This window comes from Klebsiella sp. CN_Kp091 (assembly GCF_040065095.1).
GTDB lineage: Bacteria > Pseudomonadota > Gammaproteobacteria > Enterobacterales > Enterobacteriaceae > Klebsiella > Klebsiella aerogenes.
This window is the reverse complement of record NZ_JBEAIO010000036.1, coordinates 1-23,581: the sequence shown is the minus strand read 5'-3', so window position 1 is coordinate 23,581 and position 23,581 is coordinate 1. Positions and strand designations below refer to the sequence as shown.

21 protein-coding genes and 1 tRNA gene are annotated in these 23,581 nt (G+C 54.7%); 10 read left to right on the top strand and 12 right to left on the bottom strand.

Annotation, left to right across the window (positions count from 1 at the left end):
• Positions 1 to 207: 207 nt before the first annotated feature.
• Together rho and trxA are read right to left on the bottom strand one after the other, a co-directional pair.
• Positions 208 to 1,467 (bottom strand): transcription termination factor Rho, encoded by a 1,260-nt coding sequence (gene rho / locus ABLV17_RS14210; protein WP_002883293.1) that lies wholly within the window; start codon positions 1,465 to 1,467, stop codon positions 208 to 210.
• Positions 1,468 to 1,798: 331 nt separating this feature from the next.
• A complete protein-coding gene (trxA, locus tag ABLV17_RS14205) occupies positions 1,799 to 2,128 on the bottom strand; it encodes a thioredoxin TrxA (protein ID WP_002883224.1) in 330 nt (109 codons plus the stop codon).
• Positions 2,129 to 2,471: 343 nt separating this feature from the next.
• On the opposite strand from trxA, the gene rhlB reads away from it, so the two are divergent.
• The 5 genes from rhlB (at position 2,472) to ABLV17_RS14180 (ending at position 8,210) form a co-directional block, all read left to right on the top strand.
• Positions 2,472 to 3,737 carry an ATP-dependent RNA helicase RhlB gene (rhlB, locus tag ABLV17_RS14200; RefSeq protein WP_015368886.1) on the top strand — a complete coding sequence of 422 codons (1,266 nt, stop codon included), beginning with the start codon at positions 2,472 to 2,474 and terminating at the stop codon, positions 3,735 to 3,737.
• A 115-nt stretch (positions 3,738 to 3,852) separates the two neighbouring features.
• Positions 3,853 to 5,358: a guanosine-5'-triphosphate,3'-diphosphate diphosphatase gene (gppA, locus tag ABLV17_RS14195; RefSeq protein ID WP_308957998.1), complete on the top strand. Its 1,506-nt coding sequence runs from the start codon at positions 3,853 to 3,855 to the stop codon at positions 5,356 to 5,358.
• Positions 5,359 to 5,377: 19 nt separating this feature from the next.
• The gene (locus tag ABLV17_RS14190) at positions 5,378 to 6,295 is read left to right on the top strand and encodes a LysR family transcriptional regulator (protein ID WP_087858713.1); all 918 of its coding nucleotides are present in this window, start codon (positions 5,378 to 5,380) and stop codon (positions 6,293 to 6,295) included.
• A gap of 131 nt (positions 6,296 to 6,426) precedes the next feature.
• Entirely contained in the window at positions 6,427 to 7,425 is a 999-nt protein-coding gene (locus ABLV17_RS14185) for an amidohydrolase family protein (RefSeq protein WP_087858714.1), read from the top strand.
• Between the two features lie 62 nt (positions 7,426 to 7,487).
• Positions 7,488 to 8,210: a DUF554 domain-containing protein gene (locus ABLV17_RS14180; protein ID WP_113374964.1), complete on the top strand. Its 723-nt coding sequence runs from the start codon at positions 7,488 to 7,490 to the stop codon at positions 8,208 to 8,210.
• Between the two features lie 4 nt (positions 8,211 to 8,214).
• On the opposite strand, the gene rep is transcribed toward ABLV17_RS14180, so the two are convergent.
• The gene (rep, locus tag ABLV17_RS14175; protein WP_087858715.1) at positions 8,215 to 10,236 is read right to left on the bottom strand and encodes a DNA helicase Rep; all 2,022 of its coding nucleotides are present in this window, start codon (positions 10,234 to 10,236) and stop codon (positions 8,215 to 8,217) included.
• 112 nt (positions 10,237 to 10,348) lie between these two features.
• On the opposite strand from rep, the gene ppiC (ABLV17_RS14170) reads away from it, so the two are divergent.
• The gene (ppiC, locus tag ABLV17_RS14170) at positions 10,349 to 10,630 is read left to right on the top strand and encodes a peptidylprolyl isomerase PpiC (RefSeq protein WP_308957997.1); all 282 of its coding nucleotides are present in this window, start codon (positions 10,349 to 10,351) and stop codon (positions 10,628 to 10,630) included.
• Positions 10,631 to 10,681: 51 nt separating this feature from the next.
• The gene (gene ppiC / locus ABLV17_RS14165) at positions 10,682 to 10,963 is read left to right on the top strand and encodes a peptidylprolyl isomerase PpiC (RefSeq protein ID WP_002883180.1); all 282 of its coding nucleotides are present in this window, start codon (positions 10,682 to 10,684) and stop codon (positions 10,961 to 10,963) included.
• A gap of 99 nt (positions 10,964 to 11,062) precedes the next feature.
• On the opposite strand, the gene ilvC is transcribed toward ppiC (ABLV17_RS14165), so the two are convergent.
• Complete coding sequence (gene ilvC, locus ABLV17_RS14160) at positions 11,063 to 12,538, bottom strand: ketol-acid reductoisomerase (protein WP_015703965.1); 1,476 nt, start codon at positions 12,536 to 12,538, stop codon at positions 11,063 to 11,065.
• Positions 12,539 to 12,693: 155 nt separating this feature from the next.
• Here ilvC and ilvY point away from each other — a divergent pair, with 155 nt between their 5' ends.
• Positions 12,694 to 13,584 carry an HTH-type transcriptional activator IlvY gene (ilvY, locus tag ABLV17_RS14155; protein WP_080924841.1) on the top strand — a complete coding sequence of 297 codons (891 nt, stop codon included), beginning with the start codon at positions 12,694 to 12,696 and terminating at the stop codon, positions 13,582 to 13,584.
• Here ilvY and ilvA read toward each other — a convergent pair.
• The 6 genes from ilvA to ilvL all read right to left on the bottom strand — a co-directional run bounded on the left by ilvA (position 13,581) and on the right by ilvL (position 20,127).
• Positions 13,581 to 15,125, bottom strand: coding sequence for a threonine ammonia-lyase, biosynthetic (ilvA, locus tag ABLV17_RS14150; protein WP_308957996.1), 1,545 nt, complete (start codon positions 15,123 to 15,125; stop codon positions 13,581 to 13,583). The genes ilvY and ilvA overlap by 4 nt on opposite strands.
• A 2-nt stretch (positions 15,126 to 15,127) precedes the next feature.
• Entirely contained in the window at positions 15,128 to 16,978 is a 1,851-nt protein-coding gene (ilvD, locus tag ABLV17_RS14145) for a dihydroxy-acid dehydratase (protein WP_015368896.1), read from the bottom strand.
• A gap of 60 nt (positions 16,979 to 17,038) precedes the next feature.
• The gene (locus ABLV17_RS14140) at positions 17,039 to 17,968 is read right to left on the bottom strand and encodes a branched-chain amino acid transaminase (protein ID WP_008807980.1); all 930 of its coding nucleotides are present in this window, start codon (positions 17,966 to 17,968) and stop codon (positions 17,039 to 17,041) included.
• 19 nt (positions 17,969 to 17,987) lie between these two features.
• Positions 17,988 to 18,245, bottom strand: coding sequence for an acetolactate synthase 2 small subunit (gene ilvM / locus ABLV17_RS14135; protein ID WP_015368897.1), 258 nt, complete (start codon positions 18,243 to 18,245; stop codon positions 17,988 to 17,990).
• A complete protein-coding gene (ilvG, locus tag ABLV17_RS14130) occupies positions 18,242 to 19,888 on the bottom strand; it encodes an acetolactate synthase 2 catalytic subunit (RefSeq protein ID WP_087858717.1) in 1,647 nt (548 codons plus the stop codon). The genes ilvM and ilvG overlap by 4 nt, the downstream gene beginning before the upstream one ends.
• Positions 19,889 to 20,028: 140 nt before the next feature.
• Positions 20,029 to 20,127 carry an ilv operon leader peptide gene (ilvL, locus tag ABLV17_RS14125; RefSeq protein ID WP_001311244.1) on the bottom strand — a complete coding sequence of 33 codons (99 nt, stop codon included), beginning with the start codon at positions 20,125 to 20,127 and terminating at the stop codon, positions 20,029 to 20,031.
• 354 nt (positions 20,128 to 20,481) lie between these two features.
• Here ilvL and ABLV17_RS14120 point away from each other — a divergent pair, with 354 nt between their 5' ends.
• Positions 20,482 to 22,002 carry a YifB family Mg chelatase-like AAA ATPase gene (locus ABLV17_RS14120; RefSeq protein ID WP_271032859.1) on the top strand — a complete coding sequence of 507 codons (1,521 nt, stop codon included), beginning with the start codon at positions 20,482 to 20,484 and terminating at the stop codon, positions 22,000 to 22,002.
• Positions 22,003 to 22,024: 22 nt separating this feature from the next.
• Here the strand turns inward: ABLV17_RS14120 and ABLV17_RS14115 are convergent, their stop codons facing one another.
• Complete coding sequence (locus tag ABLV17_RS14115) at positions 22,025 to 22,363, bottom strand: DUF413 domain-containing protein (RefSeq protein ID WP_015368901.1); 339 nt, start codon at positions 22,361 to 22,363, stop codon at positions 22,025 to 22,027.
• A gap of 118 nt (positions 22,364 to 22,481) precedes the next feature.
• Between ABLV17_RS14115 and hdfR the strand changes: the two genes are divergently transcribed.
• Complete coding sequence (hdfR, locus tag ABLV17_RS14110) at positions 22,482 to 23,303, top strand: HTH-type transcriptional regulator HdfR (RefSeq protein ID WP_045389306.1); 822 nt, start codon at positions 22,482 to 22,484, stop codon at positions 23,301 to 23,303.
• Between the two features lie 102 nt (positions 23,304 to 23,405).
• On the opposite strand, the gene ABLV17_RS14105 is transcribed toward hdfR, so the two are convergent.
• Positions 23,406 to 23,481, bottom strand: a tRNA-Trp gene (locus tag ABLV17_RS14105).
• Between the last annotated feature and the right edge of the window lie 100 nt (positions 23,482 to 23,581).

Here is a 23,581-nt window from a genome sequence, read left to right as displayed (position 1 = left end):
GTATAACGATGATGTCTCCACTCCTGAAGGGGAAAAGCAGAACATTACAAATTTATTGTATATATTTTAGACTGTTAAAGTCCTTTCTGCCTTACCCGCCGCGCATATCATACGGCAACGCTGGCGGCGCTTTTCCCGCCTGGATCATACAAAGCTACAAAACAAAACGCCACGCAATCGCGTGGCGTTTTTTCGGCGTATTCCGTCCTACGAACGCTTCATCATATCGAAGAAGTCGTCGTTAGTTTTGGTCATCGCCAGCTTATTAATGAGGAACTCCATTGCGTCGATTTCACCCATAGGATGGATGATTTTGCGCAGGATCCACATTTTCTGCAGCTCTTCCTGGGTGGTCAGCAGCTCTTCTTTACGGGTACCGGAACGGTTGTAGTCGATAGCCGGGAAGACGCGTTTTTCCGCAATCTTACGGGAGAGGTGCAGTTCCATGTTACCGGTGCCTTTGAACTCTTCGTAGATAACTTCATCCATTTTAGAGCCGGTATCGATAAGCGCGGTAGCGATGATAGTCAGGCTGCCGCCCTCTTCCACGTTACGCGCCGCACCGAAGAAGCGCTTCGGACGATGCAGGGCGTTGGCGTCCACACCACCGGTCAGCACTTTACCGGAAGCCGGAACTACGGTGTTGTAGGCACGGGCCAGACGGGTAATGGAGTCGAGCAGGATAATAACGTCTTTTTTGTGCTCAACCAGACGTTTCGCTTTCTCGATAACCATTTCGGCAACCTGCACGTGACGAGATGCGGGTTCGTCAAAGGTAGAAGCGACAACTTCACCTTTAACCAGACGCTGCATCTCGGTCACTTCTTCCGGACGTTCGTCGATAAGCAACACCATCAGCACGCAGTCAGGATGGTTGTATGCGATGCTCTGCGCGATGTTCTGCAGCAGCATGGTTTTACCGGCTTTCGGCGGCGCGACGATCAGGCCACGCTGGCCGCGGCCAATCGGCGATGCCAGATCCAGTACGCGGGCGGTTAAGTCTTCGGTAGAACCATTACCACGCTCCATACGCAGGCGTGAATTCGCGTGCAGCGGCGTTAAGTTCTCGAACAGAATCTTGTTACGCGCGTTTTCCGGCTTGTCGTAGTTAACTTCGTTAACTTTCAGCAGCGCGAAGTAACGTTCACCCTCTTTAGGAGGACGAATCTTACCGGAAATGGTGTCACCAGTGCGGAGGTTGAAGCGGCGGATTTGGCTGGGGGATACGTAGATGTCGTCTGGACCGGCGAGGTAGGAGCTGTCTGCTGAGCGGAGGAATCCAAATCCATCCTGCAGTATCTCCAGTACGCCATCGCCAAAGATATCTTCGCCACTCTTTGAATGCTGCTTGAGGATGGCAAAAATAATATCCTGCTTACGCATACGAGCCAGGTTTTCCAGCCCCATATTTTCGCCGAGAGTAATCAGCTCAGAAACCGGCGTATTCTTTAATTCGGTAAGATTCATAGTGGTGTGGGTTCTTAAACTCGGGGTAAATCTCGAACTTAATGTTGTGAATGGTATGGCAGGAACATCCATGCCTGTTAGCGGCTTCATCTCGTGTCTGTACGTTGCCTGGTCACAGGAAAGAACGCAGAACTGAAACGACAAGACGGAATGAGTGATAAGCCCGGAATTATTAGCCTCACGCGCATAGTCTGCGGGACGCTTTGGGTAAAACAAGATTCAAACAATAGGTATGTTTAAAACGAAGTCTGGAATTAACTTAGCACGACTCAGGCCGGGCGTCCAGAGTTCCACAAAAAATAGGAATCCGGACGCCGGAATGGCAAACCGATTACGCCAGGTTGGCGTCGAGGAACTCTTTCAGTTGGCCTTTGGACAGCGCGCCGACTTTAGTCGCCGCGACTTCGCCGTTCTTGAACAGCAGCAGCGTCGGGATGCCGCGGATGCCGTACTTCGGCGCCGTGCCCGGGTTCTGATCGATGTTCAGTTTAGCCACGGTCAGTTTGCCTTGATACTCTTCAGCGATCTCATCCAGAATCGGGGCGATCATTTTGCACGGACCACACCACTCTGCCCAGAAATCGACGAGGGTCAGCCCGTCAGCCTTGAGTACGTCCGTGTCAAAACTGTCGTCAGTCAGGTGAATAATTTTATCGCTCATATATAACTCCACAGGAATAAGCCTGGTGTGTTGGTGTCGCAGTCATCAACGACGTGTTGATGCTACGTTATGCACGCTATTCTTCAGGATGCCTCTTTTATAAGCTACCTGCGGGAATGGATCCACCATGGACCACCACCGCCGATGCTTAAGCGCACTGTCTGCAAATCAACCTGCGGCAGATTTACCGCCCCCGTTGCGCTTAGTAGTCTAAGCTTTCCGGGATCCATTCAGTAGCCGGAGACGCACCTTGAATAATTTCGTATATCGCCAACGAAAGGTTGACGTTATTTCACCGGATACGCTTTCTTAATGCAATAGTTAGCTGATATTCTACCACACTATGAGCAAAACACATTTGACAGAACAGAAGTTTTCCGACTTCGCCCTGCACCCGGCAGTTGTCGAAGCCCTTGAAAAAAAAGGGTTTCATAATTGCACACCCATTCAGGCTCTCGCCCTTCCGCTCACGCTGGAAGGCCGCGATGTCGCCGGGCAGGCGCAAACCGGTACCGGTAAAACGATGGCGTTTCTGACGTCAACGTTTCATTATCTTCTCTCTCACCCGGCCATCGCAGACCGCCAGGTTAACCAACCGCGCGCGCTGATCATGGCGCCGACGCGCGAGCTGGCGGTACAGATTCACGCTGACGCCGAACCGCTGGCGCAGGCGACCGGCCTGAAGCTCGGTCTGGCTTATGGCGGCGACGGCTACGATAAGCAGCTGAAAGTACTGGAAAGCGGCGTTGATATTCTGATCGGCACCACCGGTCGCCTTATCGATTACGCTAAACAAAACCACATTAATCTCGGCGCCATTCAGGTTGTCGTGCTGGACGAAGCCGATCGCATGTACGATCTCGGCTTTATTAAAGATATCCGCTGGCTATTCCGCCGCATGCCGCCGGCCACTCAGCGCCTGAACATGCTGTTCTCCGCCACGCTGTCTTACCGCGTACGCGAACTGGCGTTCGAACAAATGAACAACGCCGAGTACGTTGAAGTCGAACCGGAACAGAAAACCGGCCACCGCATTAAAGAAGAGTTGTTCTACCCTTCCAACGACGAAAAAATGCGCCTGCTGCAGACGCTGCTGGAAGAAGAATGGCCTGACCGCGCTATTGTTTTCGCCAACACCAAGCATCGTTGTGAAGATATCTGGGGCCATCTGGCGGCAGATGGGCATCGCGTTGGCCTGCTGACCGGCGACGTAGCGCAGAAAAAACGCCTGCGTATTCTCGAAGAGTTCACCCGCGGCGATCTCGATATTCTGGTTGCGACCGACGTAGCCGCTCGCGGTCTGCATATCCCCGCCGTCACTCATGTCTTTAACTATGACCTGCCGGATGACTGCGAAGACTATGTCCACCGTATCGGCCGTACCGGCCGCGCGGGCGCCAGCGGACACTCCATCAGTCTGGCCTGCGAAGAGTACGCACTGAATCTGCCGGCAATCGAAACCTATATCGGCCATTCGATCCCGGTCAGCAAGTACAATCCGGACGCGCTGATGACCGATTTACCGAAGCCGTTGCGTTTGACGCGTACCCGCCCAGGTAATGGCCCGCGCCGTAATGGCCCGCCACGCAATCGTCGTCGTTCAGGTTAACATCTATGCCATACGCGAAATCTTTCAGGATGCGCCACGGAGATAATCCCGGGCAACGCGTTCAGATAAGTGGAATGGGCAACGAAGCCCAGTCGACACAGGAGCCGCCTGAAAGATGAAGAGTATGAGTTCCACCTCGCTGTATGCCGCCATCGACCTTGGCTCCAATAGTTTTCATATGTTGGTGGTGCGCGAGGTGGCAGGCAGTATTCAAACGCTGAGCCGCATTAAGCGCAAGGTGCGTCTGGCCGCTGGCCTGAATAGCGATAATGCGCTCTCCGCGGAAGCGATGGAGCGCGGCTGGCAGTGCTTACGCCTGTTTGCAGAGCGTTTGCAGGATATTCCTTCGGCGCAAATTCGCGTCGTCGCCACCGCCACCCTGCGTCTGGCGGTCAACGCCGGCGAGTTTCTGGCGAAAGCGCAGGAAATCCTCGGTTGCCCCGTCCAGGTGATTAGCGGTGAAGAAGAAGCCCGCCTAATCTACCAGGGCGTAGCCCATACCACCGGCGGCGCCGATCAGCGTCTGGTGGTGGATATCGGCGGCGCCAGTACTGAACTGGTGACCGGCACCGGCGCGCAAACCACCTCGCTGTTCAGCCTGTCGATGGGCTGCGTCACCTGGCTTGAACGCTACTTCTCCGACCGTAGTCTGACTAAAGAAAACTTCGATCTCGCTGAAGCGGCGGCGCGCGATGTGCTGCGTCCGATCGCCGATGTCCTGCGTTATCACGGCTGGAAAGTGTGCGTCGGCGCTTCAGGCACCGTGCAGGCGCTGCAGGAAATTATGATGGCGCAGGGAATGGATGAGCGCATCACCCTCAGCAAGCTACAGCAGCTTAAGCAGCGCGCCATCCAGTGCGGCCGACTCGAAGAGCTGGAAATCGAAGGGCTGACGCTCGAACGCGCCCTGGTTTTTCCGAGCGGCCTTGCCATTCTGATTGCTATCTTTAGCGAACTGAATATTCAGTGCATGACGCTGGCTGGCGGCGCCTTACGCGAAGGGCTGGTCTACGGCATGTTGCACCTTTCTGTCGATCAGGATATTCGTAGCCGCACGCTGCGTAATATTCAGCGGCGCTTTATGATCGATACCGAACAGGCGCAGCGGGTGGCTAATCTGGCCACCCATCTGGTGGATCAACTGGAAAGCGGCTGGGAGCTGGATCCGCTTAGCCGCGATTTACTCGTCAGCGCCTGCGCGCTACATGAAATTGGCCTGAGCGTTGATTTTAAACGCGCGCCGCAGCACGCCGCCTATCTGGTCAATAACCTCGACCTACCCGGCTTCACCCCGGCGCAAAAGAAGCTCATCGCCACGCTGCTGCTCAACCAGACTAACGCCATCGACCTTTCTTCGCTCCATCAGCAAAACGCGGTACCGCCGCGCGTTGCCGAACATCTGTGTCGCCTGCAGCGACTGGCGATTCTGTTTGCCAGCCGCCGGCGCGACGATCTCCTGCCAACCATTCAGCTTACCGCCGACGACGAAAAACTGACGCTGACGCTGCCGGATGACTGGCTGGAAGAACATCCGCTGGGCCGGGAAATGGTCGAGCAAGAGTGCCAGTGGCAAAGCTATGTCCACTGGGCGCTGCTGATCAACGACGACGCGGCGAGGTAATTTCCGGCCAGGAGGGCGCATGCGGGAAGAACTGGATTTCAAATCACTACGCTTTTTCTCCGCGCTCTACCGTTTGGGGAATGTCTCTCCGGCGGCGGAAGCGCTTGATATCAGCCAGCCAACCGGAAGCCTGCTGCTAAAAAAGCTACGCGAGCACTTTGACGACCCGCTATTTGTGCGCGTTGGTCAACGAATGGCGCCAACGCCGCGCGCGGACGCTATCGCCCCCACTATTTTTACTCTGCTGCAATTGGCCGATACCGATCTGGCGGCTAAGCCGGAATTTATCCCACAAGAGAGCAACCGTAACTTCACCATCGGCATGACCGATATCAGCCAGATGACGCTTCTTCCTTTGCTGCAAAGCCAGATCCAACGGCTGGAAGCCAGCGACATCACCTTTACGGTGCTGAATATTGACGATCAAACGCTTAGCGCGCTGGAATCCGGGAAATGTGATTTGGCGATCGGGTATCTTACCCAGTTGCCGGATAGCGTCTATCAGCAGCATCTGTTCGATCAATCGTATGTTTGTCTGGCAGCGGACAATCACCCGCGCATTCGTCATCATTTCAGCGCCGAAGACTGGCGTCAGGAAAAGCATCTTGCGGTTCGCGTCAACGGCACCGCCCACGGTGATATTGATAAACTGCTCGCGGAACACAGTATGCCGCGACGCATCGCATTGACGCTGCCCAGCTTTTTAGGCGCAGGCGAGCTGGTTGCCGGCAGCGAGATGATCGCGGTGGTGCCGGAACAGCTGGCGCGCCACATCACCAGACGTTACCCCTGCCGCAGCTGGCCGCTGCCTTTCTCACTGGCTAACATCGCGATTCGCCAGGTCTGGCACCAGCGCCTGCACCGCGACCCAGGGCATATCTGGCTGCGCACGCAGATTGTAGGCCTTGCCGCCTCTGGCGGTTCTATTAGCATTTAAATCATAAAAGAATCGGCTGTATTAGTATTACTGATACGCCGTATTCTATTTGGTTTATTGCTGTCAATACGTCAAACATTTTAATCTCCTCGCATCAGTTCATATCGATAGAATAAATAAAGGAACTTATCATGCGCGGAAAAATCGCTTTAGAAGAACATGTATCCACCCCTGAAAATAATCGTTTGTGGGATTCGACCGGCGAAGCTAACCGTAACGGTAGCGAATATATGCAAGATGTTGAACGCCGCCTGCTAGACCGCAGTATTCAGCTCGAAGAGATGGCGCAACGTAATATTGACCACGTAATTCTTTCTCTGACTTCACCCGGCGCGCAATCTATTTTAGATAAAGCCAAAGCGGTCTCTTTCGCTCGCGACACTAACGACTTTATCGTTGATAATTATGTAAAACCGAATCCGGATAAATTTAGCGCTTTCGCCACGCTGGCGTTACAAAACCCGGAAGCGGCGGCGGAAGAGCTGGAGCGCGCGGTGAAAAAACTGGGCATGAAAGGCGCGTTGATTAACGGCTATACCAACGTCAAAGATAACGAACATGGCCTGTATCTTGATGATGAATCCATGTTGGTATTTTGGGATAAAGTTAACGAGTTAAACGTGCCGGTGTACCTGCATCCGCGTGAACCGCTGGAAGGCCCGGCTCGCGGTATTTATACCGGTTACGAAAGCCTGATCGGTTCCGCCTGGGGCTTTGCGCAGGAAACCGCCGTTCATGCCATTCGCCTGATGATGAGCGGCCTGTTCGACCGTTATCCAAACCTTAATCTGGTGCTGGGACACCTCGGTGAAGGGCTGGTACACATGCTGCCGCGCACTCAACATCGTCTCTATCGTCAGCGTTTCGGCTGCGGTTTGGGCAAGGCGGAAAAACCGTTAATGCACTATCTGCAAAATAACTTTATTGTCACCACCAGCGGTCATTTTAATACTCACTCGCTAAATAATGCGATTGAAGTGATGGGTGCCGATCGCGTGATGTTCTCCGTCGATTATCCGTATGAAGATATTCATCAGGCCTGCGACTGGTTTGATCCATTGGAGATGGAAACAGGGCTAAAAGATAAAATAGCCTGGGGCAATGCCAGCCGCGTTTTTAATATCAAATAATTTAAAAAACACGCTTCAGGGTCTGATTTCAGGCCCTGATTTTATTACAGGGAGAATATAGTATGCCGATAGGTATTTTTGTTTGCAGCGGTTCATTACTCGTTGGCGCAATTGCAGGCGCCTCGCTCAACCGATTTATCCCGGACCACTTTAAGAAAACGCTACCGCTTATTTCCGGGTTAATCTCTATCAGTATGGGCGTGTTCTTCCTTAACAAACTGATCAATCTGCCGCCCATTGCGCTGGCCGTTATCATCGGCACGATTATTGGCGGCCTGTTGAATATTGAGAAGTGGATTGAGCGGGCGGGCACCAAACTACGCACGCCCATCGAGCGCATTTTTCCAGGCCAAAACAACGCTGGTGTAGAAGGCGGAGATTTTATGAACCAGTTTATCGCGGTGCTGATCCTGTTCTGCGCTAGCGGTACCGGTATTTTTGGCGCCCTAACCGAAGGGATGACCGGCGACCCGACCATTCTACTGACCAAGTCGATACTCGACTTTTTCACCGCCGCTATTTTCGCATCCACGCTGGGCTACATTATCACCGCGATTTTTATTCCCCAGCTGATCATCTTCGTGATTCTGTTCTTCGCCGCCACGTTTATTATGACGCTGATAAGCCCATCGATGATCGCTGATTTTACTGCCTGCGGCGGTATTATTATGCTGGCGACCGGTTTTCGGCTTTGCGGTATTCGCCATTTCCCCACCGCCAACATGCTGCCGTCGCTGCTGCTGGTGATGCCATTTTCCACCGCCTGGCAGCAGTTTGTCGCCTGAAGCGTTAGCCCTTTTTCGCCTTCGCCAGCATCGCCTTAATATTCGCGACGTTGGCCTGGCCTTTATGCATACGTTCTTCCGCAGAGATGACTTTCCGTTCCTGCTCCCAAATCAGATCGTCTTGCGGGAGCTCAAGCAGAAAACGGCTCGGCTCCGGGCGCACCAGCTCGCCATACTGACGACGCTCCTTACAGAGCGTAAAGGTCAACTCTTTCTGCGCGCGGGTGATACCCACATAGGCCAGTCGCCGTTCTTCATCGACGTTATCTTCATCGATGCTGCTCTGATGCGGTAGCAATCCCTCTTCCATTCCCACCAGGTAAACATAGGGGAACTCCAGCCCTTTTGAGGCATGCAGGGTCATCAACTGCACCTGATCCAGCTCTTCATCCGATTCGCCGCGTTCCATCATATCGCGCAGGGTAAAGCGGGTAACCACCTGCGTCAGCGTCATCGGCTCGTCTATCTCACTGCCTTCCAGCATTTCAGTCATCCAAGTGAACAGCTGGTTGACGTTTTTCATCCGCATTTCCGCGGCTTTCGGGCTCGGCGAGGTTTCATATAGCCAGGACTCATAATCAATCCCACGAATTAAATCCCGCACGGCATTGACCGGTTCACGCTCGGTCAATTGCTGAATTTCCCGCAGCCAGTGGGTGAAACGAGTGAGGGATTCATACCCGCGCCCGGTCAGCGTTTGGCTTAATCCCATATCAAAGCTGGCGGTGAATAAGCCTTTATTGCGGCTCATCGCCCATTCGCCCAGCTTTTGCAATGTCGCCGGGCCAATCTCTCGCTTTGGCGTATTGACGATACGCAGGAAGGCGCTGTCGTCATCCGGGTTGGTGAGTACGCGCAGATAGGCCAACAGATCTTTAATTTCCGGACGCGAGAAGAACGACGTGCCGCCCGAGATTTTGTACGGGATACGGTTCTGCATCAGCATCTTTTCAAAGACCCGCGACTGGTGATTGCCGCGATAAAGGATGGCGTAATCTTTGTAGTTGGTTTTATTAATAAAGTGGTGAGCAATCAGTTCGCCTGCGACGCGTTCCGCTTCATGATCTTCATTGTTAGCGGAGAGCACCTTCAGTTCAGCCCCGTAGCCTAGTTCAGAGAACAACCGCTTTTCAAAGACGTGCGGATTATTGGCGATCAAAATGTTGGCGGCCTTCAGAATACGCCCTGATGAACGGTAGTTCTGTTCAAGCTTGATCACCTGCAGCGCCGGAAAATCCTGGCTCAGTAGTACCAGGTTTTGCGGCCGCGCGCCGCGCCACGAGTAGATCGACTGGTCATCATCACCCACCACGGTAAAGCGCGCGCGCTGCCCCACCAGCAGCTTCACCAGCTCATACTGGCTGGTGTTGGTATCCTGATACTCATCCACCAGCAGGTAACGGATCTTGTTCTGCCAGCGTTCGCGCACCTCTTCATTACGCTGCAGCAGCAGCGTCGGCAGCAGGATAAGATCGTCAAAATCGAGGACGTTACAGGCCTTCATATGCGCATCATAGAGGCCATAGCAGTGGGCGAAGATGCGGTCCCGTTCGCCTTTCGCGCCAGCCGCCGCCTGCGCCGGCGTTTTCAGATCGTTTTTCCAGTTGGAGATCGTCGAGATCAGCTGCTGCAACACCACTTTGTCATCTTCGATCAACCCTTCGGTGAGCTCTTTCAGCAGCGCGACCTGGTCAGTATCATCGAACAAGGAAAAGTTAGATTTCATTCCCAGCGCGGCGTATTCACGTTTGATGATATCCAGCCCCAGGGTGTGGAAGGTGGAAATCATCAGCCCGCGCGCCTCTTTACGCCCCAGCGTTTGCCCGACGCGCTCTTTCATTTCGCGCGCGGCCTTGTTAGTAAAGGTGACGGCCGCGATATGGCGCGCCTGATAACCGCAGCCGCGGATCAGGTGGGCGATTTTATTCGTAATAACGCGGGTCTTACCGGAACCGGCGCCCGCCAGCACCAGGCACGGTCCGGTAACGAATTCGACGGCTTGTTGTTGGCCAGGGTTTAAACGCATGGGAATATTGCTCAATCTTCGAACGGGGTGTGGATTGTAGCAGAAAGCGAGGCTGAGATTTACCGGCTGATGGTAAAGTGTCAGCCACGCAATTTATCCTGAGGCTCCGGTTATGGCAAAAAGCGCAGCGGCCCTGCATATTCTGGTCAAAGAAGAAAAACTGGCACACGAGATCCTCGCCAAGCTGGAACGAGGCGTCAGCTTCGATCATCTGGCGAAGCGCTACTCAAAATGTCCGTCCGGACGTCATGGCGGCGATCTGGGGGAGTTCCAGCAGGGCGCGATGGTCGCTCCGTTTGATAAAGCCGTGTTCAGCTGTCCGCTGCTCAAACCCTATGGCCCGGTACACACCAAATTTGGCTACCATATCATCAAGGTGCTGTATCGCCGCTAGCGCGTGTTACTATGGCGCCCTGATTTATCCCAACTCAATCAAGGCGCAATCATGGCTAAAACAGCGGCAGCACTGCATATTCTGGTAAAAGAAGAGAAACTGGCTCTCGATCTGCTTGAGCAGCTCAAAAACGGCGCCGACTTCGGCAAGCTGGCGAAAAAACACTCTATCTGCCCGTCAGGAAAACGCGGCGGCGATCTGGGCGAATTCCGCCAGGGCCAGATGGTTCCGGCATTCGATAAAGTGGTCTTCTCCTGCCCTGAACTGGAGCCAACCGGCCCGCTGCATACCCAGTTCGGTTACCACATCATCAAAGTGCTGTACCGGAAATAAACATTAAAGGCCTTCTCAAAGAGAAGGCCTTTAATGTTTGCCCCCTCTCCCTGTGGGAGAGGGTTGGGGTGAGGGCATCCGCCCGCACCTTTTGTTTTATCAGCCGGCAACCGCGATACGCTTCATATCGGTCATATAACCGCGCAGTTTTTTACCCACCGCTTCGATAGCGTGGCTGCGAATCGCTTCGTTCACGTCGCGCAGCTGAGCGTTATCTACCGCGCCTTCGGCAATCGCTTTACCCAGGTCGCCGGTCTGCAGGGTAGTCATGAACTCTTTCAGCAGCGGTACGCAAGCATAAGAGAACAGGTAGTTACCGTACTCCGCGGTATCGGAGATAACCACGTTCATTTCATACAGACGCTTACGGGCGATAGTGTTGGCGATAAGCGGCAGTTCGTGCAGTGATTCGTAGTAAGCGGACTCTTCGATGATGCCGGAATCAACCATGGTTTCGAAGGCCAGTTCAACGCCCGCTTTCACCATTGCAATCATCAGAACGCCTTTATCGAAGTACTCCTGCTCGCCGATTTTACCTTCATACTGCGGCGCGGTTTCGAACGCGGTTTTACCGGTCTCTTCACGCCAGGTCAGCAGTTTTTTGTCGTCGTTCGCCCAGTCAGCCATCATACCGGAAGAGAATTCGCCGGAGATGATGTCATCCATATGTTTCTGGAACAGCGGCGCCATGATCTCTTTCAGCTGTTCTGACAGCGCGTAAGCACGCAGTTTCGCCGGATTAGACAGGCGATCCATCATCAGGGTGATGCCGCCTTGCTTCAGCGCTTCGGTGATGGTTTCCCAACCGAACTGAATCAGTTTTTCCGCGTAGGCCGGATCGGTACCTTCAGCCACCAGCTTGTCGAAGCACAGCAGAGAACCCGCCTGCAGCATACCGCAGAGGATGGTCTGTTCGCCCATCAGGTCAGATTTTACTTCCGCCACGAAGGAGGATTCCAGAACGCCCGCACGATGGCCGCCGGTCGCCGCTGCCCACGCTTTAGCAATGGCCATACCTTCGCCTTTCGGATCGTTTTCCGGGTGTACAGCGATAAGCGTCGGCACGCCGAAACCGCGTTTGTACTCTTCACGAACTTCGGTACCCGGGCACTTCGGCGCCACCATCACCACGGTGATGTCTTTGCGGATCTGCTCGCCCACTTCAACAATGTTGAAGCCGTGGGAGTAACCCAGCGCCGCGCCGTCTTTCATCAGCGGCTGTACGGAACGCACAACGTCAGAGTGCTGTTTGTCCGGAGTCAGGTTGACGACCAGGTCAGCCTGCGGGATCAGCTCTTCATAGGTACCCACTTTGAAGCCGTTTTCGGTCGCTTTACGCCAGGATGCGCGCTTCTCGGCGATCGCTTCTTTACGCAGCGCATAGGAGATATCCAGGCCGGAGTCACGCATGTTCAGCCCCTGGTTCAGGCCCTGCGCGCCACAGCCGACGATGACTACTTTTTTACCCTGAAGATAGCTTGCGCCATCGGCAAATTCATCGCGCCCCATAAAGCGGCATTTGCCCAGCTGAGCCAGCTGCTGGCGCAGATTCAGTGTGTTGAAGTAGTTAGCCATGGTGATACCTCGTGATGTTGTGTTGTCGTGCTTATTGTTCGGTTCGCGTTTTGCGAGAATGAACCCACTATATGACAGGAATTTCGTTGCGAAAATTGATATATTCACAACATCACATTGCAATAACTGCAACGTTATTCTCAGGGGATTGAGCCATGGATTTACGCGATCTGAAAACCTTTCTGCATCTGGCGGAAAGCCGCCATTTTGGCCGCAGCGCGCGGGCTATGCACGTTAGTCCCTCGACGCTTTCGCGGCAGATTCAACGCCTCGAAGAGGACCTCGGCCAGCCGCTGTTCGTTCGCGATAATCGCACCGTGACCCTAACCGAGGCTGGCGAAGAACTTCGCACCTTTGCCCAGCAGACTTTACTGCAGTATCAGCAACTGCGTCACGCCATCGACCAGCAGGGGCCGTCGCTCTCCGGCGAGCTACATATTTTCTGCTCCGTGACCGCCGCTTACAGCCATCTGCCGCCGATTCTCGACCGCTTTCGCGCCGCGCATCCCTCAGTAGAGATAAAGTTATCGACTGGCGATGCCGCTGATGCGATGGAAAAAGTGGTCACTGGAGAAGCCGATCTGGCCATTGCCGGTAAGCCGGAGACGCTGCCGGGCTCGGTGGCGTTTTCGATGCTGGAAAATCTTGCGGTAGTGCTGATTGCCCCGGCGTTACCCTGCCCGGTGCGCAATCAGGTGTCGGTCGAACATCCTGACTGGGCAACGGTACCGTTTATCATGGCCGATCAGGGGCCGGTGCGCCGCCGCATCGAGCTGTGGTTCCGCCGCCATAAAATCAGCAATCCATCCATTTACGCCACCGTCGGCGGCCATGAAGCCATGGTATCGATGGTCGCCCTCGGCTGCGGCGTGGCGCTACTGCCGGAAGTGGTGCTGGAAAACAGCCCCGAGCCGGTGCGTAATCGCGTGATGATCCTCGATCGCAGCGATGAGAAAACGCCATTTGAGCTGGGCGTCTGTGCACAAAAAAAGCGGCTGTATGAGCCGCTTATTGATGCGTTCTGGAAAATACTGCCTAACCACTAGCCCGCAAGGAAAAAGCGGAACGCCGGGTTATGGGTTTCGTCATGACACTCGTAGCCCAGTTCATTAAGACGGGTTTCGAAGTCTGGCTCATGCTCGCCAAGCTCAAACGCCGCCAGAACGCGGCCAAAATCGGTGCCGTGGCTGCGATAGTGGAACAGCGAAATATTCCAGTGGGTGCCGAGGGTGTGCAGAAACTTAAGCAGCGCGCCAGGTGATTCCGGGAATTCGAAGCTAAACAGGCGCTCCTGCAGCGGTTTAGACGGACGTCCGCCGACCATATAGCGCACGTGCAGCTTCGCCATTTCGTCATCGGAAAGATCGACTACGCTGTATCCGCCTTCGCTTAGCAGCTCGAGGATCTCTTTGCGCTCATCCAACCCGCGGCTCAGCCGCACGCCAACGAAAATACAGGCATCTTTGGCATCGGCAAAACGGTAGTTGAACTCGGTGACCGAACGGCCGCCCAGTAGCTGACAGAACTTAAGGAAGCTGCCTTTCTCTTCCGGTATCGTCACCGCCAGCAGCGCTTCGCGCTGTTCCCCGAGCTCGCAACGCTCAGAAACGTAGCGTAGTCCGTGGAAGTTGACGTTGGCGCCGGACAGGATGTGAGCCAGACGCTCACCGCGGATGTTATGCTGGGCGACATACTTTTTCATCCCCGCCAGCGCCAGCGCGCCGGAAGGCTCCGCCACCGCCCGCACATCTTCGAACAGATCTTTCATCGCCGCGCAGATAGCATCGCTATCGACGGTGATGATATCGTCCAGATACTCCTGGCATAAACGGAACGTTTCATCGCCGATGCGCTTCACCGCCACGCCTTCAGCAAACAAACCGACGCGCGGTAGATCCACCGGATGACCGGCATCCAGCGCCGCTTTCAGACACGCCGAATCTTCCGCTTCCACCGCTATCACTTTAATCTGCGGCATCAGCTGCTTGATCAGCACCGCCACGCCTGCCGCCAGACCGCCGCCTCCAACAGGGACGAATACGCGGTCAATGTGGGCATCCTGCTGCAGCAGCTCCAGCGCCAGCGTTCCCTGACCGGCGATCACCATCGGGTGATCGAACGGCGGCACCCAGGTAAAACCTTGCTGCTGCGCCAGCTCAATCGCGCGGGCCTTAGCTTCGTCAAAGTTGGCGCCGTACAGCAGCACTTCGCCGCCGAAGCCGCGAACGGCATCGACTTTGATATCGGCGGTCGCTACCGGCATCACGATCAGCGCCTTAACACCCAGCCGGGATGCGGAAAACGCCACGCCCTGCGCATGATTACCCGCCGAAGCGGTGATCACGCCATTTGATTTTTGTTCCGCCGTCAGGCCGGACATCATCGCGTAAGCGCCGCGCAGCTTAAAGCTATGCACCGGCTGGCGGTCTTCGCGTTTCACCAGAATCACGTTATCCAGCCGCGAAGAGAGCTTATCCATTTTTTGCAGCGGCGTTTTCTGCACCGCTTCATAAACCGGCGCGCGCAGTACCGCCCGGAGATACTCCGCCCCCTCAGGGGCGGCGGATAGGGGTTGCGATTCGGCCATGATTAACCCCCAAGTTTTGATTTATCGCGCACGGCGCCCTTGTCGGCACTGGTCGCGAGGCTGGCATAAGCGCGCAGCGCGAAGGAGACCTGGCGCTCGCGGTCTTTCGGCGTCCACGCCTTATCGCCACGCGCTTCTTGCGCTTCGCGACGGGCGGCGATTTCGGCATCGCTGAGCTGCAGCTGAATACCGCGGTTAGGAATATCGATAGCAATCATGTCGCCATCTTCGATGATCGCGATGTTGCCGCCGCTCGCCGCTTCCGGCGATACGTGGCCGATGGAAAGCCCGGAGGTGCCGCCGGAGAAACGGCCATCGGTGATCAACGCGCACGCTTTGCCAAGCCCCATGGACTTCAGGAAAGTGGTCGGATAGAGCATCTCCTGCATTCCCGGCCCGCCTTTAGGCCCTTCATAGCGAATAACCACGACGTCGCCTTCCACGACTTTGCCGCCGAGGATGGCCTCAACCGCTTCATCCTGGCTTTCATAAACTTTCGCCGGGCCGGTAAATTTCAGGATGCTATCGTCCACGCCGGCGGTTTTGACGATACAGCCGTTTTCGGCAAAGTTGCCGTACAGGACCGCCAGGCCACCGTCTTTACTGTAGGCATGCTCCAGAGAACGGATACATCCCTCGGCGCGATCGTCATCCAGCGTATCCCAGCGGCAATCCTGCGAGAACGCCTGGGTGGTACGGATCCCCGCCGGGCCGGCGCGGAACATTTTTTTCACCGCGTCGTCCTGAGTCACCATCACATCGTACTGTTCCAGGGTCTGCGGCAGCGTCAGGCCAAGAACGTTTTTAACATCGCGGTTGAGTAACCCCGCGCGATCCAGCTCGCCGAGGATCCCCAGCACGCCGCCGGCGCGATGCACGTCTTCCATATGGTATTTCTGCGTACTCGGCGCCACTTTACACAGCTGCGGCACTTTGCGGGACAGCTTGTCGATATCACTCATGGTGAAGTCGATTTCGGCTTCCTGCGCCGCCGCCAGCAGATGCAGAACGGTATTGGTTGAGCCGCCCATTGCGATATCGAGAGTCATGGCGTTTTCAAATGCCGCCTTGCTGGCGATATTGCGCGGCAGCGCGGAGGCGTCGTCCTGCTCGTAGTAGCGTTTGGTCAGTTCAACGATACGTTTACCGGCGTTGAGGAACAGCGCTTTACGGTCGGCATGGGTCGCCAGCAGAGAACCATTACCCGGCTGCGACAAGCCTAATGCTTCGGTCAGACAGTTCATTGAGTTCGCGGTGAACATCCCCGAGCACGAACCGCAGGTCGGACAGGCGGAACGCTCCACCTGTTCGCTTTGATCGTCAGAGACTTTCGGGTCTGCCCCCTGAATCATGGCATCAACCAGATCCAACTTGATGATTTTGTCAGACAGCTTGGTTTTCCCGGCTTCCATCGGGCCGCCGGAAACAAAGATTACCGGAATATTCAAACGCAGGGAGGCCATCAGCATCCCCGGGGTGATTTTGTCGCAGTTGGAGATACAAACCATGGCATCGGCGCAGTGGGCGTTAACCATGTACTCGACTGAATCGGCGATGAGCTCGCGGGATGGCAGTGAATAGAGCATACCCCCGTGACCCATGGCGATCCCATCATCCACTGCGATGGTGTTGAATTCTTTAGCGACGCCGCCCGCAGCTTCAATTTGCTCGGCAACCAGTTTGCCGAGATCGCGCAGATGCACGTGCCCAGGTACAAACTGGGTAAAGGAGTTAACAACGGCGATGATCGGTTTGCCGAAATCGGCATCGGTCATCCCGGTTGCGCGCCACAGCGCGCGGGCGCCCGCCATATTGCGGCCATGTGTGGTGGTGGCGGAACGGTACTTAGGCATGCTCTTTTTACTCCCATCTCTGTTTATGCAATGGGACGGTGCGTGCCGTCCCATTTTTAATCACTTACTTACCGGATCCAGCCAGCCCCATTTATCTTCCGTTTCACCGGTGAAGAGGCCAAAGAAGGCTTCCTGAATGCGTTTGGTCACCGGGCCGCGGCGGCCTGCGCCGACCTGGATACCGTCAACGCTGCGTACCGGCGTGATTTCCGCAGCGGTACCGGACATGAACACTTCATCCGCCAGGTACAGAGATTCGCGGGACAGCACCTGCTCGCGGACTTCGATACCGAGATCTTTCGCCAGTTTGATGATGGCGTCGCGGGTGATACCCGGCAGCGCGGAAGAGGTAAACGGCGGAGTAAACAGCACGCCATCTTTCACCTCAAACAGGTTTTCGCCTGCGCCTTCGGAGATATAGCCGTTAACGTCCAGCGCGATACCTTCCTGATAACCGTGACGACGCGCTTCGCTGCCGACCAGCAGAGAGGAGAGATAGTTGCCGCCCGCTTTCGCTGCGGTTGGGATGGTGTTAGGCGCCGCGCGGTTCCAGGAAGAAACCATCGCATCGATCCCCTGCTCCAGCGCTTCTGCGCCAAGGTATGCACCCCACGGGAACGCCGCGATGATAACGTCGGTTTTGTAACCGTCCGGCGGGTTAACGCCCATGCCAACATCGCCAACAAACACCAGCGGACGGATATAAGCGCTGGTCAGTTTATTGGTACGAATAACTTCGCGGCAGGCTTCCATCAGCTCGTCAACGCTCTGAGAAACCGGGAAACGGTAGATTTTGGCTGAATCATGCAGACGCTGCATGTGTTCACGATGGCGGAACACCACTGGCCCTTTGTGAGAATCGTAGCAGCGGATACCTTCGAATACCGAAGTCCCGTAGTGCAACGCGTGGGACATGACGTGTACTTTCGCCTCGCCCCATGGGGTCATCTCGCCATTGAACCAAATGTAATCAGCTTTCTTCGTCGTCATTTTTTTTATTCCTCTGCGCTCAGGCGCGGATTTGTTGTGATGTGGGTTGCTGGATCTCGACGCAGGCGACGTCGACCAGTTTGCGTAACTGACTAAACAGTAATTCGACGGGCCGCTGACTGGCAACGGTCAGTTCGATATTTATGTTTTGCGCATCCGACGCGGTTTCCATATTCATTGAGCAGATTTGAAAACCGCGATGGCGCACCACGCGCAGCACGCGTTCTAAGGTTTCGGGGTTGAAGCGAGCCTGTAAAGCGACCTGATGTTGCATCATGATAATTTCTCCAGCATTTCTGCATTACTGGCGCCGGGCGGCACCAACGGCCAGACATTCTCAAGTTCATCGATTGAGACATGAAGCAGGTATGGCCCCTGGCTCGAAAGCATGGTGTCGAGTGCCGCTTCAACCTGGTCTTTACGGGTGATGTGCTGGCCTGGAATGCCAAAGGCGCTGGCCAGCGTAAGAAAATCAGGATTATCGGTAAGCGTGGTTTCGCTGTAACGCTCCTGGAAGAACAGCTGCTGCCACTGGCGAACCATACCTAAACGTTGGTTATCCAGCAGCACGATTTTCAACGGTAACTGCTTACGTTTAACGGTGCCCAGCTCCTGCACGTTCATCATGAAAGAGCCATCGCCGGAGATACAGATAACCGTATCGTCCGGGCGAGCCACCTGCGCGCCAACGGCTGCCGGCAGACCAAAACCCATGGTGCCGAGGCCGCTGGAAGTGATGAAGTTTTCCGGGCGGGTATAGGTCATGTGCTGGGCCGACCACATTTGGTGCTGGCCGACATCGGTCGTCACGACGCAATCCGTCGGTTTGCGATCGGAAAGCTGCTTGAGCAACAGCGGCGCGTAGATTGCCTCGCCGGGATGATCGTAACGCCAGGCGTGCTCCGCGCGCAGCTGTGCGTTGTGCTCGCGCCACGCATCAATGGCCAACGGCTGCTGCAATGCTGGCAGCATGGCGTTTAAATCTCCAGTTAAAGCGACGTGCGCCTGGCGCAGTTTGTTCAGCTCGGCCGGGTCAATATCCATATGGATAACTTTGGCGTGCGGGGCAAAGGTATTCAGCTTGCCGGTCACCCGGTCATCAAAACGGGCGCCGACGGCGATCAATAAATCGCACTCCTGCACTGCCAGGTTTGCCGCCTTGGTACCGTGCATACCCAGCATGCCGAGATAATAGGGATAATCTGCGGCAACGGCGCCCAACCCTTTCAGTGTGCAGGTGACAGGCATCTGCGTCACCGCCAGAAATTCGCGCACGGCCGGCACCGCTTGCGCCATTCCGACGCCGCCGCCCACGTACAGCATCGGCTTATGGGACTGTGCAAGCATCGCTAACGCCTGCTCGACTTGTGTGTGAGGGAACTCAACATCGTCAGGAACGGTAGAGAAATGCGGATCTAATTCACCTTTAGCCAGTTGGATATCCTTAGGGATATCCACCAGTACCGGGCCAGGACGGCCTGAGTTTGCCACCTGGAAAGCTTCCGCGATCACGCGCGGCAGCTCTTCCAACGACTGCACGAGGAAACTGTGTTTGGTGCAGGCCAGCGACAAACCGAGAACGTCCACTTCCTGAAAAGCATCGGTGCCGATAAACGGCGCCGCCACTTGACCGGTGATGGCGACAACAGGCACAGAATCAAGTAACGCGTCAGCCAAACCGGTGATCAGGTTGGTGGCGCCAGGGCCGGAAGTGGCGATGCAAACTCCAGTCTTGCCGGTCGCGCGGGCATAACCGATGGCGGCCATTGCGGCGCCTTGCTCGTGCCGACACAGCAGGTGTTCCACGCCGCCATCATACAAAGCATCGTAAACCGGCATAATCGCGCCACCCGGATAGCCAAATACCGTGTCGACACCCTGTGTTCGCAAAGCATGTACCACCCACTGCGCCCCGTTCATAGTTACTTCCCCGTCATAGATCGGGAGAAACAGAATTTTATGCTAAAACCCATATTCTGCTCCTCGCTTATGTTTTTTAAGTTATAAAAAAACCCCCGGACCTTTCGGTGCGGGGGTCTTAGTTCGTTAAGGCTTGATTTCTAAGCCTTTCCTCGTCCAAGTGCAGCCCCGCACGGTGGGATAATAATCACCACCACGCTAATCACGACCAGGCTAATCACTCGTAGAAGGGCTGTCATTTTCTGTTCTTTCTGGCTTCTTGTTCGAAGGAATACCTAAAGAGTTACCACAGACATCACATTAAGCACAAGATTTTTTTATGTTCCATTTTCTGATCTTGCTAACGATTTTTATTAAACCAGTTGTTTTTAAAAAGAAAAAAATTAAATGAAAAAAATTCAGCTTATTCTCGCTTTTGCATCCGTGTTTTACGGCATTAAAACGGCGTCATGACGGATTTGCGCGCGCACTCCGAAAACAATGAAAATGCAAAACTTTGCAGACAATTGTCTGGAACAGGCAGCGTAAAGTTAAGCATTCATAGGTTCATGAAACCACAGAAATAGACATAATCATTCCGCTCAGGAGGCGTTATGTCACTCGCAATTGTCTATACCCGCGCGGCGCTCGGGGTCAGCGCGCCGCTAATTACCGTCGAAGTCCATATCAGCAACGGACTCCCCGGTTTGACGATGGTAGGTCTGCCGGAAACCACGGTAAAGGAAGCCCGCGATCGGGTACGTAGCGCCATTATTAACAGCGGCTACAGCTATCCGGCAAAGAAGATAACCATAAACCTTGCGCCAGCCGATCTGCCGAAAGAGGGTGGAAGATATGATTTACCTATCGCTCTCGCGCTCCTGGTCGCTTCGCAGCAGCTTGCCGCATCGAAACTTAATCAGTATGAGTTTATTGGCGAATTGGCGCTTACAGGCGCGTTACGCGGCGTTCCTGGGGCAATATCCAGCGCCATGGAAGCGATAAAAGCCGGAAGGCAGATTGTCGTTGCTGGAGATAACGCCGAAGAGGTCGGCTTGATTGGCGGCAATGAGTGCCTCACGGCCAGGCACCTGCAGGAAGTCTGCGCGTTTCTGGAAGGGAAACATACTCTGCAGCCGCCGGCAGGCGAAATAACAGCGGGAGACGACGATTATGACGATCTCGGCGATGTCATTGGCCAACAGCAGGGAAAACGCGCGCTGGAGATAGTCGCAGCGGGCGGTCACAATTTACTCTTGATGGGTCCACCGGGTACAGGAAAGACGATGCTCGCCAGCCGTTTGCCGGGGCTTTTACCGCCGCTAAGCAACCAGGAAGCGTTGGAAAGCGCGGCCATCCTCAGCCTCGTCAATGCTCATTACGTCACGCGTCAGTGGCGTCGGCGGCCTTTTCGCGCCCCTCACCACAGCGCGTCGCTAACGGCGATGGTCGGCGGCGGCTCAATCCCGGCCCCTGGAGAGATCTCTCTCGCGCATAACGGTATTCTGTTTCTTGATGAACTACCTGAATTCGAGCGTCGGGTTCTGGATGCACTACGAGAGCCCATTGAATCAGGAAAAATTCATCTTTCCCGCACTCGGGCTAAGATTGACTATCCTGCGCGATTTCAGCTGATTGCCGCCATGAATCCCAGCCCAACAGGACATTACCAGGGTCAGCATAATCGGGCCACACCGGAACAGACCCTGCGCTACCTGGGCCGATTGTCAGGGCCATTTCTCGACCGCTTCGATCTCTCGCTTGAGATTCCACTTCCTCCACCGGGCGTATTAAGCCGGGGTGGCGTTGGCGAAGAGCGAAGCGCCACCATTCGTCTACGGGTATTCGCGGCGCGCGACAGACAGATCGCACGGCAGAATAAACTTAATGCACAACTGGATAGCGGGGAGATAAAAGTCTGGTGCAAGCTGAAAGAAGACGACGCGATATGGCTGGAACAGACGCTCTCAGCGTTAGGGCTCTCAATCCGCGCATGGCAACGTTTACTGAAAGTTGCGCGTACTATCGCCGATCTGAATGAGGATAGGGATATCGAACGTCATCATTTGCAGGAGGCGCTAAGCTACCGGGCTATCGACCGTATGTTAAATCACCTGCAGACGCTGATGGCATAAAAAAAGGGCTTTCGCCCTTTTTTTAATCGTCGCTTTCAGTGTAGTCTTCAGCGCCTTCAACCTGCGGCTTGCCGCCAGATAAAGTATGAAAACGCTTCGGACGTTTGATTCGCGCCATATACTTAATCCAAACGCGTTCCGCTTCGGTTACCGGCTCACGTTCGCCGTGGCATACCGCAACGAATTGTTTTTCATCTTCGGTAACAGGCTCGCGTTTACCCAATTCCAGCTCATTAAAGGCGTAACCATGACGTTCAAGCAGTTGCGCCTCTTTGATGGTGAAATCACCGTGACGGGAGAACCCGCGTGGATAATTTTTATTGTCGAAAAAACGATTAGTCGTCGTAAAGCTTTCCGCCATCCTACACGCTCCTGATTCTTTGGCCGAGCTATTTATGGCGCGGAGTATTAGTTACGCTTGACAGAGCGTCAAACAAAACATTTAAATCATCACGACAAATAATTTTGCGGAGAAGAGTGTGGACACGGAATTGCTCAAAACTTTCCTTGAAGTGAGCAGAACTCGCCACTTTGGCCGGGCAGCGGAAGCGCTTTATTTAACACAATCAGCGGTTAGCTTCCGCATTCGTCAGTTGGAGAACCAGCTGGGCGTAAATTTATTCACCCGCCATCGTAACAATATTCGTCTGACGTCAGCCGGCGAAAAGCTCCTGCCCTATGCAGAAACGTTGATGAATACCTGGCAGGCCGCGCGTAAGGAGGTCGCCCACTCTTCTCGCCATAATGAATTTTCGATCGGCGCCAGCGCGTCGCTATGGGAATGCCTGTTAAACGGTTGGCTGGGAACGCTATACAAAGATCCCTATAACCTGCAATTTGAGGCGCGGATAGCTCAGCGCCAGTCATTAGTTAAGCAGTTGCATGAACGCCAACTCGATCTCCTGATCACCACTGAATCACCGAAGATGGATGAATTAAGCAGCCAGTTATTGGGTCATTTCACCCTGGCGCTCTATTGTGCCGCACCGGGAAAAAATAAGAATGATTTGAACTATCTGCGACTGGAATGGGGGCCGGATTTCCAGCAAAACGAAGTAGGTTTGATCGGCAGCGATGATGTACCCCTGTTGACGACGAGTTCCGCAGAACTGGCTTATCAGCAACTCAGTACGCTGAATGGTTGTACATGGTTACCCGTTAGTTGGGCACAGCAGAAAACCGGCCTGCACACGGTGACCGATAGCGCGACGCTTTCACGTCCTCTGTATGCCATCTGGCTACAAAATAGCGATAAGCAGGCCCATATTCGCGAAATTCTGAAAAGCAGCATCCTGGAATAGCGATCTGACTCCATGGACGGAGTGACAAAACAACAGGAAAGGCAGAGTAAGAGGAGAAATTAAAGACAAAAAAAATCCTTTGCCGAAGCAAAGGATTATATATGGCAGGGGCGGAGAGACTCGAACTCGCGACACCCGGTTTTGGAGACCGGTGCTCTACCAACTGAGCTACGCCCCTAAATCTTTCTCGCTATTAAGCCCGCTAATATAGCAGGCTTAATATAAATAAGTGGCGGAACGGACGGGACTCGAACCCGCGACCCCCTGCGTGACAGGCA

What these genes read in the sequence shown, in the direction of transcription:
- rho (WP_002883293.1), bottom strand. Translation starts at nt 1,467, where the DNA reads ATGAATCTTACCGAATTAAAGAATACGCCGGTTTCTGAGCTGATTACT.
- trxA (WP_002883224.1), bottom strand. Translation starts at nt 2,128, where the DNA reads ATGAGCGATAAAATTATTCACCTGACTGACGACAGTTTTGACACGGAC.
- rhlB (WP_015368886.1), top strand. Translation starts at nt 2,472, where the DNA reads ATGAGCAAAACACATTTGACAGAACAGAAGTTTTCCGACTTCGCCCTG.
- gppA (WP_308957998.1), top strand. Translation starts at nt 3,853, where the DNA reads ATGAAGAGTATGAGTTCCACCTCGCTGTATGCCGCCATCGACCTTGGC.
- ABLV17_RS14190 (WP_087858713.1), top strand. Translation starts at nt 5,378, where the DNA reads ATGCGGGAAGAACTGGATTTCAAATCACTACGCTTTTTCTCCGCGCTC.
- ABLV17_RS14185 (WP_087858714.1), top strand. Translation starts at nt 6,427, where the DNA reads ATGCGCGGAAAAATCGCTTTAGAAGAACATGTATCCACCCCTGAAAAT.
- ABLV17_RS14180 (WP_113374964.1), top strand. Translation starts at nt 7,488, where the DNA reads ATGCCGATAGGTATTTTTGTTTGCAGCGGTTCATTACTCGTTGGCGCA.
- rep (WP_087858715.1), bottom strand. Translation starts at nt 10,236, where the DNA reads ATGCGTTTAAACCCTGGCCAACAACAAGCCGTCGAATTCGTTACCGGA.
- ppiC (WP_308957997.1), top strand. Translation starts at nt 10,349, where the DNA reads ATGGCAAAAAGCGCAGCGGCCCTGCATATTCTGGTCAAAGAAGAAAAA.
- ppiC (WP_002883180.1), top strand. Translation starts at nt 10,682, where the DNA reads ATGGCTAAAACAGCGGCAGCACTGCATATTCTGGTAAAAGAAGAGAAA.
- ilvC (WP_015703965.1), bottom strand. Translation starts at nt 12,538, where the DNA reads ATGGCTAACTACTTCAACACACTGAATCTGCGCCAGCAGCTGGCTCAG.
- ilvY (WP_080924841.1), top strand. Translation starts at nt 12,694, where the DNA reads ATGGATTTACGCGATCTGAAAACCTTTCTGCATCTGGCGGAAAGCCGC.
- ilvA (WP_308957996.1), bottom strand. Translation starts at nt 15,125, where the DNA reads ATGGCCGAATCGCAACCCCTATCCGCCGCCCCTGAGGGGGCGGAGTAT.
- ilvD (WP_015368896.1), bottom strand. Translation starts at nt 16,978, where the DNA reads ATGCCTAAGTACCGTTCCGCCACCACCACACATGGCCGCAATATGGCG.
- ABLV17_RS14140 (WP_008807980.1), bottom strand. Translation starts at nt 17,968, where the DNA reads ATGACGACGAAGAAAGCTGATTACATTTGGTTCAATGGCGAGATGACC.
- ilvM (WP_015368897.1), bottom strand. Translation starts at nt 18,245, where the DNA reads ATGATGCAACATCAGGTCGCTTTACAGGCTCGCTTCAACCCCGAAACC.
- ilvG (WP_087858717.1), bottom strand. Translation starts at nt 19,888, where the DNA reads ATGAACGGGGCGCAGTGGGTGGTACATGCTTTGCGAACACAGGGTGTC.
- ilvL (WP_001311244.1), bottom strand. Translation starts at nt 20,127, where the DNA reads ATGACAGCCCTTCTACGAGTGATTAGCCTGGTCGTGATTAGCGTGGTG.
- ABLV17_RS14120 (WP_271032859.1), top strand. Translation starts at nt 20,482, where the DNA reads ATGTCACTCGCAATTGTCTATACCCGCGCGGCGCTCGGGGTCAGCGCG.
- ABLV17_RS14115 (WP_015368901.1), bottom strand. Translation starts at nt 22,363, where the DNA reads ATGGCGGAAAGCTTTACGACGACTAATCGTTTTTTCGACAATAAAAAT.